This is a genomic window from Chitinophaga sp. Ak27 (assembly GCF_012726295.1).
Lineage (GTDB): Bacteria > Bacteroidota > Bacteroidia > Chitinophagales > Chitinophagaceae > Chitinophaga.
Genome location: NZ_JABAOB010000007.1, coordinates 88,538 through 100,828 on the forward strand (window position 1 = coordinate 88,538; position 12,291 = coordinate 100,828).

A 12,291-nucleotide genomic window follows, 5' to 3' on the forward strand; every position below is an offset into this window, starting at 1 on the left:
GTTCCTCCGGAGCTGTTTGCCTTTTTATGTTTGGTACCCTTCAAAATAAAAAACGGCCAGTTTTTATCAATAAAAAACAGGCATCAGAAATCCAATGCCTGTCACGATTATTCTATTTGCGTGTGCTATTTGACGTTTACGTATACTTTGATTTTGCCTTCCTCTCCATTAAACTCCTGTAATGCCTTCCCTATCACCTGGCCTGTTTTCACTTTATCCATATCCGCTTTCATCGCATAGCCCCGTTTATGGGAGGTAACAAGCATATCGCCGCGATGAATCGGTCCATTTTCATTACACACTTTCGTAGGAATCACCCCTACCACACCCAATGGGATCTTTGCCGTTTCAGTAGTATCTATCTCGGTTTCTGTCATCAATACACCTGGTTTCGTAGCATACACGCCTATTACGAGCGAAGAATAGGCCTCGGTTGATTTCTCTACTGTACGGTCAGCACTGGTCGCAATTACCATCACATCTCCGGGTTCATAAGCCGCTCTTTCCCCCGTTACATCAAATGCTTCGGCCACATCCGCTCCTCCCACCTGGGAGCCTCCATTGAAAAAGCCCTTGCCCGTATGGTCAATGCGCGCCTTGTTAAAGCCTCCTGCTTGATAAATGGCCAAATCCCCGGTTGCCCCGTTATGGTTCACAACAAAGGCAGATCCCTGACCATTGGTAACCACCTGGAGCGCAATGCCAAAGCCGGTCGAATTGCTGTGTTCAAAATAGCCACCATATCCACCCGTACCGGAAGCTATCCCGTATACACCAGCGGTACCATTATTACCAAATATACTGTTCACCTCTCCACGTACTCCCGCTCCAACGCCAGTGGTGTTATTCATAAAGAAATTGCCGGCATTGCCCAATGAATGATCCGCTATCACTCCTGGCCCGATACTGGTTACCTGTAAGGTATTATCGGTGTTAGTACTGTTTGAGGTTTGAATCTGTACAGCGTTGCCACTGGGGCCACTATGGTCCAGCACCGTGGCAGTACCCTGTCCCTGGCTTGTAACGTACAATGCATGTCCAAATCCAGTAGTGTTGCTATGTTCAAAATATCCGCCGTATCCACCGGTTCCGGAGGCTACACCATATATGCCGGCAGTGCCGGCATTACCAAATAAACTGTTTACCTCTCCCCGCACTGCGGCAGCAACAGCAGTGGTGTTGTTTGCGAAGAAGTTGGCAACATTACCCAAGCTATTATCGGGAATATTTCCCGGGCCGGTGGAGGTCACCTGGATAGTGTTATTGGCACTATTAGTATTGTTCGTATTTTGAACAAATACAGCGCTGCCACTAGGACCATTCTGGGTGACTGTCATGGCATTCCCTTGCCCCTGGTTAATTACAGCCAGTGCATTCCCAAAACCGGAAGTACTGGAATGTTCAAAATAACCGCCGTAACCACCGCTGCCGGAAGCCACACCATAAACGCCCGCTGTACCATTATTCCCGAAAATACTGTTCACTTCACCACGTACACCGGCGCCAACACCATTGGTATTATTGGCAAAGAAGTTCGCTGCATTTCCCTGCGAATGGTCTGCTATAACCCCCTGGCCTGTACTCACCGCCTCCAGCACATTGTGGGTATCTGCAGTGTTAACATTTTCAAAGAGCCCTGCCCGGCCAGTGCCACCACCAATCCCCGCCCGCCCTAAAACGCCAATGGCACTGCCACTGGCATCGGTGGCGGTAAATCCATAAACACCATAGCCGATTCCGTCATTTCTTCCCACCACAGCGCCAGTCCCCGTTCCAATACTTTTAGTGCGACCTGTTACAGCTTCACCTCCGGCAGTATTATCTCCTAATACGCCGGCGCCACTCAAGGTAGCAGTTACGCCATATACGCCGTTGCCTCCCGAGCTATTTCCCGCTACGGCGTTGTTGGTGCCTGTTGTGTTCCCATTGACAGCCACGCCGTTTCCGGTGGTACTGGCTTGCAATACAGTGGAATTATTGGCATTGTTGCTAATCAGAAAGGATCCTGCTATACCGTTGTTGCTCGTGGCAGTCAGCCCGGTACCGGAGCTGCTATTCGCATATACGCCAATACCTGCACCAGTGGCGTTGCCATAAACTCCAATTCCCGTAGGCGTGTTGCCATATACGCCCCATCCGCTTCCACTCTGTGATCCCCATACACCTATACCCAAACCACCGGTGCCATTATTAATACCCCTTACAGCGGAGGAAAAACCACCTGGAGCAGTAGCGGAAACAATTCCCCTCAGTGCGGTAATACTGGCGCTGGTACTATTGCTAACGCCTTCCAATATAGTGCCGTCACCTTGATTGGTAATGGAAAACACCGTACCCGGCAAATTCACCGTATTGGCATAAGGTAGTGCAAAGGGCGCTCCGGCCGTTGCCGGTGTCCATTTGGCCCCGTCATATCGCAATATTTGCCCGGCTAACGGAGCCACCGTATTAACAGCTATTCCCTGCAGTCTGGCTACGCCGGGATTAGGGTAAGTACCCTGTAAGTCGCCGCCGGCAGGACCGTTGGGAGGTAAGGTAGTTGGAATAACGCCGGCGGCGATTTTTGCCGCAGTTACCTTGCCATTGCCGATAAGAGGATCAGGGTAATTGCCTGTTAGATCCCCGCCCGCAGGTGAAGCAGTAATACTTCCCGCAGGACCTTGAGGACCTTGTGGTCCTGCCGGTCCTATCGGTCCTATCGGTCCCACCGGCCCGGTAGCTCCCGCCGGACCAATTGGACCAATTGGCCCAATTGGCCCTGCGGCCCCCGTAGCACCCACCGGTCCGGCAGGTCCCTGCAAGCCCTGCGGCCCCACATTGCCCGGATCCCCTTTAAGTCCCTGGAGGCCCATGGCGCCGGTTGCGCCGATCGGCCCTGCTGGACCGATCGGCCCCGCCGGCCCTTGTAATCCCGTTGGTCCTACCGGTCCCATAGGACCTGTAGCCCCCTGCGGTCCCACATTGCCGGGATCTCCTTTAAGCCCCTGTGGTCCTACAGGACCTGTTGCGCCTATTGGACCCACAGGACCCGGATCACCCTTCGGGCCCTGTATTCCGGCTATACCAGGGTCTCCTTTAGGTCCTTGCGGCCCTGCCGGCCCCGGCGCACTGTTTGCCGCATAAATGGCAAAGGGCACACTCATTAACTGAGAGGTACCCAGCTCTGTAAAATTACTTCCACCAGAAGATATTTCTACCCGTAAATACTGATTGGCCTGGGCCCAGGGAACGCCGGCAAAGGTGCCGGATACTACATCGCCTTTACCAATTTGAGCGGTAAAGAGCCCTACCTGATTGGTTGTAACATCCTGCGTTTCCTGGTATTGTACGTTTCCGGAGGCAGATCCTCCCAAAATGGTAAACCTGATTTTTAATGCCTGGGCGGGGAGCGTAGTCCCATTCATATTCCTGGCTACCGCCTGGTAATTGATACCCTGTAATCCGCTCTGGGCATGCAGCTGCAACAATGTAGGAAAAAAGGCGATGATGGTTAGATATATAATTCGTTTCATAAGGGGTCTGTTTTAATTTTTTGCCTCTCTTTTAATAACAGAGGTTTTGGGGGGCTCTACAATCGTGTTGGGTGGAGTACCCTGCTGAGGAGGGAACGGTACCGCCGGAACAATCACTTTTATGTCGGATTTAATAGGAAGCTCCTGGCCAGAAGGGCCTTTTGTGCTTTCAGATATTCGGCCGGCCGGCCGGTTGATGTGAGTAGTACCCACGCTACCGCCCTCTTTTACAGGCACTTTGTTATCTGATGAGGATGTCGCCGATAAGTGATTCCCTGTAATTGATGTACCTGCGCTACCTCCTTTAATAGGTACTTTGTTATTTTCCAGGGTGGCCCGGTTTAGTTGCCCGGTAGAACTGCCTTGTTTAATGGGAACTTTCCCGGCTTGTGCTTGCGCTATGACTGTCGTAAACAGGCAAAGCACTGTGTAGAATAGTTTCATGGGGTGCTGTTTTATTTAATAGAAAGAAGAGTAAATAATAGCTTTTCTGATATGATGAAATGAACGACTCCAACAACTGACTATGACCCGGCTACTGATCCTGCTGCCTGTTTATAACACAATGCTGTATATAAAATAGAAGGCAGGCCCCTCTTTCAGGAAGCCTGCCAGTACAGAAGAAATTTCAATTTATTTTATGTTTACCAGTACCTTAATCTTTCCTGTTTCACCACTGAATTCCTGCAAAGCTTTACCAATCACTTGTCCGGGCTTCAGCTTATCCACATCAGCTTTCATGGCATACCCAGCTTTACTGGAGGTAACCAATAAATCGCCCCGGCGGATGTTCCCATTTTCGTTACATACTTTAGTGGGGATCACACCAATGACACCCATGGGAACTTCAGTGCTGTTATCCTCGTCTATATCTTTTTCGGTTAATAGCACTCCGGGTTTGGTGGCGTATACACCTGCTACCAGGCTGGAATAGGGTTCAGATGATTTTTCTACCATACGGTCTGCATTGGTAGCAATAATGAGTACGTCTCCGGGCTCATAGGCCTCCCGTTGACCGGTTACAGCAAAGGATTCTGCCACGTCGGCACCACTGTTTTGAGTGCCTCCGTTAAAGAACCCCCGACCTGCCTTGTTGATACGTGCAACGTTAGCTCCATCGTTTTGTAAAACAGCCAGGTTGCCAGACGCACCTGTATGATTAATAAGCAGACCAGTTCCAGTTCCCGAGTTATTTACCTGTACGGTAGGCTGACCGTTGGCTGTGTTAAAATTTGCAAATCTTGCTGCTTTACCAGTACCGAAGTTGGGAATCCAGCCAAAGATTGCATTACCAGCTCCATCACAGGTAGCTTCTACACCATGGCCGCTTCCACCGGCATTCGCTTTAATGCCATTTCCATTTCCTTCAGATAATGCAAGTAGTGCGGGTCCATTACCTGCCGGATTAGAAGAGTAGAATAATCCCGCATAACCACCGGTACCAGAGGATAAACCATATACACCGGCGGTGCCGAAATTGGCAAACATCGAATTTACTTCTCCCTTAACAGCCGGAGAAGTTCCGATAGTCTTGTCTACGAAGAAATTACCAGCAATGCCGTTACCCGTTGTTTTGGCGGTAATAACATCGCTGGTGTTGCTCTCATTGAAAATTTCAAACCTGCCAGCTCTGCCTGTGGCAAAAGAAGGTACCCAGGCATAGAGGGCATTACCTGCTCCATCTATATTTGTTTCCACACCATTCCCGCCTTTACTGGCATTAGCAGTGATGGCATTGCCATTCCCATCTTGAATGGCTACCAATGCAGGGCCGTTCCCTGTTGTATTAGATGAATGGAATAAACCGGCAAAACCACCGGTACCAGAAGAAATACCGAATACACCGGCAGCGCCAAAATTGGCAAACTGGGTATTTACCTCCGCTCTAACGGCGGCACCTACACTGCTGGTATTATCCAATTTAAAAGAGGCAACGTTCCCCAGTGTATTATCCGGAATATTACCCTTACCATTGGAGGCTACTTCCAATGTGTTGGCAGCTATATTGTCGGCATTGAAATTCTCAAAACGACCGGCCCTTCCGGTACTATTGTTAACGCCTACCTGTCCATATACGCCAATACCGGTACCACTGGTATTGGTGGCAATAAAACCTCTCAAGCCATAGCCGCCGCCGTCATTGCGCCCAACTACCGCTCCGGCAATATCAGATGTGGTGCGGCCTACTACAGCTTCTCCTCCTCCATTGTTATCGCCCACAACACCTGCCGATGTCAGGGAGGTCGTAATACCATGTACGCCAAAGCCGGCGCCCGTAGAGCTCATAACTCCCGCACCATTACCGGTAGTGCTAACATTAATAACGCTACCATTACCAACAGAGGTGGCGTTGAGTACATTGTTGTTATTGGCATTGTTGAAGATTGACATTGTGGCCGGAATCCCATTGTTGCTGGTGGCAGTCAAACCTGTACCGGTATTACTATTGGCATATACGCCCGTACCATTCGCGCTCGAATTCCCGTAAACCCCAAGACCATTCGGCGTAACACCGTATACGCCCCATCCACTTCCGTTCTGTGAGCCCCAGGTGCCTATGCCTAAACCTCCGGTACCATTATTAATACCTCGTACTGCGGCAGAAAAGCCTCCGGGAGAAGTAGAATTAATAATTCCCCTTACGGCAGCAATACTGGAAGCGGTGGTGTTATTCGCTCCCTCAATAGAGGTACCATCACCATCATTGGTAATACTGAAGAGCGTAGAGGCATTGTTTTCAACGGTTATGAATGGCAGGGAAAAGCCGCCCCCGGCAGCACTTGCTGCCCATTGGGCGCCGTCATATTTTAGAATTTGTCCCGCTAATGGGGCAGTAGTACTAACAGGTTTCCCCTGTAATGCTTTGACGGTCGGATTCGGATAGGTGCCGCTAAGATCTCCACCCGCCGCAACGCCATTGATATCACCAGCTGGTCCTTGCGGTCCCACCGGCCCTATAGGCCCAACCGGACCAGCAGGTCCTGCTACACCCGGATCTCCCTGGATACCTTGTGGCCCGGCAGGTCCTATCGGTCCCACAGGTCCCATTGGTCCCACAGGGCCTGCGGGTCCTATGGCGCCTACCGGCCCTATCGGTCCCACAGCTCCGGTCACACCCGGATCTCCTTTAGCGCCCTGCGGTCCTACAGCACCGGCAGGTCCAACCGGTCCAACCGGTCCTGCTACACCCGGATCTCCTTTAGCCCCCTGTGGTCCCGCAGCTCCAGCCGGTCCAATGGGCCCTACCGGTCCCACCGGCCCCGCTACGCCCGGGTCCCCCTTTGCACCTTGTGGTCCTGTAGCTCCCGCTGGGCCTACTGGTCCTGTGGGTCCTGTTGGCCCAGGATCGCCTTTGGCGCCTTGTGGCCCCGCTGGGCCAGGAGTGCTGTTAGCAGCAAAAAGGGCATAGGGTACGCTCATTAACTGGGAAGTACCTAACTCGCTAAAATTGGCGCCGTTCATAGATACTTCCACTTTTAAATATTGATTGGCATCAGCCCAGGGTACGGTACTGTAGGTACCTGTTAGCGGCGTGCCCTTACCGATTTGTAAAGTGAATAGGCCCACATTGTTGGTGGTAGTGGCATGGGTTTCCTGGTATTGTACCGGTCCGGCTGCGGAGCCACCAAGGATAGAGAAACGTACTGTCAATGATTGATTGCTAAGTACAGTGCCATTCACATTGCGGGCTACAGCCTGGTAGTTGGTACCTGTAAGTCCACTCTGAGCCGAAACAAGCTGAAAGGATGCTATTAACAGTACAAGAGTCAGGTAACATATCTTTTTCATAATAATGATTTTGTAGTAGTGACAGTACGTTTAGTGTTTTTTTACGGGAGTAACTCTTGTGGGGGTGGTGGTCTCCCTGGCGTCGCCCTGGCTGGGTATAATTACTTTAGCTGGTTGAACCGGATTTGTTTGTTTTTCCCGGTCCGCCGATTCCCTTGAAGACGCAGCTGAAGGCAATGCAGCCGCTTTTTTTTGAACAGTGGGAGCAGCATTAGGCCTGGCCGCAGCAGGTTGATAATTGGTAAATAACCTTTTCTTAGTGGGAGTGGATATTACCGTACGGTCTGGCGTAGTAATACCAGATCTGGCATTCATGTCACTGATATCTTTTTGCAACGTAGGAAACAGTACGTCAATAGTTTTCCCGGTATGACCACCGGTATTCTCTGGTTTTTCCTGTGCATGTACATATGGTAATAGGCCCGCAGTAAGTAGAATAGAAAGTATGATAAGTGATTTCATATATGGATGTGTTGTAAACGTTGAAAAAGTATTGACAGCTACAGTTTATAGCTCAGAAGTCTCATGCCGGGATCTGCCGATATTGTATACCAGCGAAAACTTGAGGGTTCTTTTTTGTACCAGGCTTTCTCCCACAGGCATCAGGTAAGCGATATCAAGTTCGAGATTGGAAACCCGCAAACCCAGGCCCGAAGAAAAATGCTGCCGGTAACCTTTATTAGGATGTTCGTAGAAATAACCGGCACGTACAAAAAATGCCTCCCGGTAAGCATATTCGATACCGGATCCAATCGTGAATTCCCGGAGTTCTTCATGAAACCCGCCTGGCGCGTCGCCAAACGAGGAAAACATGGCATCTACTACTCCCCGGTTAGGATCTTTACCTTTTAAAATCTGGCTGGTTTCTATACCATTGGAATCCAGCGCATAGAGTGGAGGAGTAGGAACCAGCAGCTTGTTGATATCTACCGACACGGTAAATTCATGATCCTGGGTATGCACAAACGTATAGCCGCCACCGATACGCAGATTCATCGGGAGAAAGCTCTTACGATTGTTATCATCAGAGTACTGTAGCTTGGTGCCGATATTGGTAATACTCACACCGAAGGAGTACCGGTTGCCAAAATCCAGTTTATCCACACTGTTCTGGTAATAATAGCTGATATCGCCAGCTACGCCGGATGCTGGCTTCTGCTGTATGCTGTTGTAGGTGCCCTGGCCAAGCTGACTCCTGATATACCGTATACCCAGTGCCAGCGACATATGTTGCCCCAGTTTCCGCGCATAGGTAGCATCAATGGCAAATTCTTTGGGGTTATAGTCCTGCAATACAGTACCATTATCGTCCCGAAAGGTCACCGATCCATAGTTGAAGTATTTCATGGATACACCTAAACCCTCAGTGCCATTAAATGTTTTATACCCGGATACATAGGCCATATTAGACCTGTTATTGTTCAGTTCCCACATCCAGGGCGAATAACAGGCGCTGACTCCCCAGTCTCCCGCAAACATGATTTTAGCAGCATTGGAAAACAGCGAGTTGGCGTCAGGGCTTAATCCGGTACAGGCATCGCCCACACCGCCACTTCTCGCATCAGGGTTTACTAACAGGAAACTGGCGCCTACATTGGGCGGCCTTTGGGTAGCTTTTTGTGCTGATAAACGGATACCAGTTGCCAGTATACTTGCGAAAAGCATAATTGTATAACTGTATTTCATAACAACATTGGTTAAATAATGATGGAGTGCAATACGGTAACTTATTGCACAATGAGTTTTTCAAATGAAACCTGTCCGCTCACGTTTATTACCACAGTATAGATACCTGCAGCAAAGTGGTTTACTGGCAATACCACTGTATTCCGGCCTCCCCCCAGTTCCAGGTATTGATGATAAATGGTTTGCCCCGCCGGATTAATCAGCTCAAGCGTAATGTTCGCATTCGAAAGCAGGTCAAATTGGATCTTGGTATTGGTGACCGCGGGATTGGGAAACAGCATATAACTCTTCAGGGGATTAGTACCCTGTGGCAGTTTGGGAAAGTCTTCAGGTTGCTGGAAACCCTGTGTCAATAATAACTTCCCATTGGTAATCGGTTGCACGGCAACTTCTCCAACAGTATAGGAAATCATCATTTTCGGCGTAGTGCCAGACATACCGCCCGTGGCCACTACCTGCCGGTGCAGAATAACCTGGGCTTGGGTTGACCAGTAAAGACATGTCAGTAAAAACAATGCAATAATGCATCGGAGTGCAAGTGTTCTCATATAAGGTTGTTAATCAATAAACAAGGGTGGATATCTGGCTACAATGCAGGGTAATCATCTTATACGGATATCTTTTACATGGATATCTTCATGCACAGTAGTAAAGTTTTTCTCATGATAAATGTGATTTTAAAACAAAATGATGAGTGTATTGACCCAATTTAATGTTTTATGGTTCTTCTCAACTCAGGAACAAACTAACTATAATAGTACTAAATTGAACGAATTAAAACAATTGGAAAATGATGATTTAAATTTTGGTTGTATTTGAAAAAAAAATGGTAGATAAAGACTTAAAACTGGTTTTTGGGAAACTATTCATTTTTAATAATCTTAATGTGTTTTGACGCCTGTGGTCGTCAAAAAGAAATAACAATTTGGAAAAACTCAGCGTTTTATTTATTGTTAAAAATAAATTACCTTTGCCCCCCAAATTGCATTATTTAGTCATTTTAATATTATGGCAGACTTAAAATTTCAAAGGAACTTTGGTATTGCGGCGCACATTGATGCGGGTAAAACCACTACCACAGAACGTATCCTGTATTATACAGGTAAATCCCACAAAATTGGAGAGGTGCACGAGGGTGCTGCTACAATGGACTGGATGGCACAGGAGCAGGAAAGAGGTATTACCATCACATCTGCGGCAACCACTTGTTTTTGGAATTTTCCAACCTTACAAGGTAAAGCCTTACCTGATACCAAACAATATAAATTCAATATCATCGATACTCCAGGTCACGTGGACTTTACCGTAGAGGTAGAGCGTTCCCTCCGTGTACTGGACGGTCTGGTGGCATTATTCTGCGCTGTATCCGGTGTTGAACCTCAGTCTGAAACCGTTTGGCGCCAGGCTAACCGCTACCGTGTACCCCGTATCGGTTTCGTTAATAAAATGGACCGTTCGGGTGCCGACTTCCTGAACGTGGTTAAACAGGTAAAAGAGATGCTGGGTGCTAACCCTGTTCCTTTGACCCTGCCAATCGGTGCAGAAGATTCCTTCAAAGGCGTAGTTGACCTGATTACCATGAAAGGTATCATCTGGGACGAAGAAGGTAAAGGTGCTACTTACCAGGAAATTCCTATTCCTGAGGATATGGTGGCAGAAGCTGAAGAATGGAGAGCTAAACTCGTAGAAGCAGTTGCTGAATACGATGATACTCTGATGGAGAAATTCTTCGAAGATCCTAACTCTATCTCCGAAGCTGAAATCCATGAAGCGATCCGTAAAGCTACCATCGATATCGCTATCATCCCTATGATGTGCGGTTCCTCTTTCAAAAACAAAGGTGTACAGAAGATGCTGGATGCGGTTTGCCGCTACCTGCCTTCTCCAATGGATGTGGAAGCAGTAAAAGGTACTGATCCTGACAGCGGTGAAGAAATTGAGCGTAAACCAGATGCGAAAGAACCACTGGCTGCACTGGCGTTCAAAATTGCAACCGATCCTTTCGTAGGTCGTCTGGCGTTCTTCCGGGTTTATTCCGGTCACCTGGATGCAGGTTCTTATGTACTGAACACCCGTACCGGTAAAAACGAACGTATCAGCCGTATCATGCAGATGCACGCTAACAAGCAGAATCCGATCGATTTCATCGAAGCTGGTGATATCGGTGCTGCTGTTGGTTTTAAAGATATCAAAACCGGAGATACCCTGTGTGATGAAAAATCACCCATTATCCTGGAATCTATGACCTTCCCAGAACCAGTTATCAGCATCGCTATCGAGCCTAAAACTCAGGCAGACGTTGATAAAATGGGTATGGCACTGGCTAAACTGGTAGAAGAGGATCCTACCCTGAAAGCTAAAACTGATGAAGAAACCGGCCAAACCGTACTGAGCGGTATGGGTGAGCTTCACCTGGAAATCATTGTTGACCGTATGCGTCGCGAGTTCAAGGTAGAAGTTAACCAGGGTGCTCCTCAAGTAGCTTACAAAGAAGCCCTCACTACTAAAGTTGAACACCGCGAGGTATTCAAGAAACAAACCGGTGGTCGTGGTAAATTTGCTGATATCCAGGTTGAAATCGGACCTGCTGATGCAGAATGGCTGAAAGAAAACGAAGGCAAATCCTTGCAGTTCATCAATGATATCTTTGGTGGTGCCATCCCTAAAGAGTTCATCCCTGCTGTACAGAAAGGCTTCGAACAATCTCTCAACCAGGGTGTTCTCGCTAACTTCCCGCTGACAAGCTTAAGAGTTCGTCTGTTTGATGGTTCTTTCCACCAGGTGGATTCCGATGCCATGTCTTTCGAATTGTGTGCTAAACAAGCCTTCCGTGAAGCTGCCCGCAAAGCTAAACCAGTATTGCTGGAGCCAATCATGAAAGTAGAAGTTCAAACTCCAGACCAATACATGGGTGATGTTACAGGTGACCTGAACCGTCGTCGTGGTATGCTGGAAGGTATGGACTCCAAAAACGGTGTTCAGGTAATCAAAGCTAAAGTGCCACTGAGCGAAATGTTCGGCTACGTAACTCAGCTGCGTTCCCTGTCTTCCGGTCGTGCAAGCTCCATCATGGAGTTCTCTCACTATGCTCCAGCTCCAAACAACGTCGCTGAAGAAGTGATCGCCAAAGTAAAAGGTAAAGTAAACGCTTAATCTTAGCTTTTTATATCTAAAAGGTTGTTCCGTACCAACGGAACAACCTTTTTTTTGCCCCGAACTGACATGAACATGCTATTGTCAGGAAAAGAATATTCGATATTTTCGGTGGCAATAATAACCTACAACTGAAATTTACTTTTTGCCA

7 protein-coding genes are annotated in these 12,291 nt (G+C 48.4%); 1 reads left to right on the forward strand and 6 read right to left on the reverse strand.

The features are described from left to right. Positions 1-125: 125 nt before the first annotated feature. From HGH90_RS32010 to HGH90_RS22390, 6 genes are all read right to left on the reverse strand, one after another. A complete protein-coding gene (locus tag HGH90_RS32010) occupies positions 126-3,512 on the reverse strand; it encodes a hypothetical protein (RefSeq protein WP_211172669.1) in 3,387 nt (1,128 codons plus the stop codon). Between the two features lie 12 nt (positions 3,513-3,524). Continuing rightward, a complete protein-coding gene (locus HGH90_RS22370) occupies positions 3,525-3,956 on the reverse strand; it encodes a hypothetical protein (protein ID WP_168765977.1) in 432 nt (143 codons plus the stop codon). A 189-nt stretch (positions 3,957-4,145) separates the two neighbouring features. After that, positions 4,146-7,301, reverse strand: coding sequence for a collagen-like protein (locus tag HGH90_RS22375; protein ID WP_169191916.1), 3,156 nt, complete (start codon positions 7,299-7,301; stop codon positions 4,146-4,148). A gap of 30 nt (positions 7,302-7,331) precedes the next feature. Continuing rightward, positions 7,332-7,763 (reverse strand): hypothetical protein, encoded by a 432-nt coding sequence (locus HGH90_RS22380; protein WP_168765976.1) that lies wholly within the window; start codon positions 7,761-7,763, stop codon positions 7,332-7,334. A gap of 45 nt (positions 7,764-7,808) precedes the next feature. After that, a complete protein-coding gene (gene porV / locus HGH90_RS22385) occupies positions 7,809-8,987 on the reverse strand; it encodes a type IX secretion system outer membrane channel protein PorV (RefSeq protein WP_168765975.1) in 1,179 nt (392 codons plus the stop codon). A gap of 41 nt (positions 8,988-9,028) precedes the next feature. After that, positions 9,029-9,535 carry a T9SS type A sorting domain-containing protein gene (locus tag HGH90_RS22390; protein ID WP_168765974.1) on the reverse strand — a complete coding sequence of 169 codons (507 nt, stop codon included), beginning with the start codon at positions 9,533-9,535 and terminating at the stop codon, positions 9,029-9,031. A 460-nt stretch (positions 9,536-9,995) separates the two neighbouring features. Between HGH90_RS22390 and fusA the strand changes: the two genes are divergently transcribed. Continuing rightward, positions 9,996-12,140, forward strand: a complete 2,145-nt coding sequence (fusA, locus tag HGH90_RS22395) for an elongation factor G (RefSeq protein WP_211093056.1) — start codon at positions 9,996-9,998, stop codon at positions 12,138-12,140. Positions 12,141-12,291: the final 151 nt, after the last annotated feature.

What these genes read in the sequence shown, in the direction of transcription:
- HGH90_RS32010 (WP_211172669.1), bottom strand. Translation starts at nt 3,512, where the DNA reads ATGAAACGAATTATATATCTAACCATCATCGCCTTTTTTCCTACATTG.
- HGH90_RS22370 (WP_168765977.1), bottom strand. Translation starts at nt 3,956, where the DNA reads ATGAAACTATTCTACACAGTGCTTTGCCTGTTTACGACAGTCATAGCG.
- HGH90_RS22375 (WP_169191916.1), bottom strand. Translation starts at nt 7,301, where the DNA reads ATGAAAAAGATATGTTACCTGACTCTTGTACTGTTAATAGCATCCTTT.
- HGH90_RS22380 (WP_168765976.1), bottom strand. Translation starts at nt 7,763, where the DNA reads ATGAAATCACTTATCATACTTTCTATTCTACTTACTGCGGGCCTATTA.
- porV (WP_168765975.1), bottom strand. Translation starts at nt 8,987, where the DNA reads ATGAAATACAGTTATACAATTATGCTTTTCGCAAGTATACTGGCAACT.
- HGH90_RS22390 (WP_168765974.1), bottom strand. Translation starts at nt 9,535, where the DNA reads ATGAGAACACTTGCACTCCGATGCATTATTGCATTGTTTTTACTGACA.
- fusA (WP_211093056.1), top strand. Translation starts at nt 9,996, where the DNA reads ATGGCAGACTTAAAATTTCAAAGGAACTTTGGTATTGCGGCGCACATT.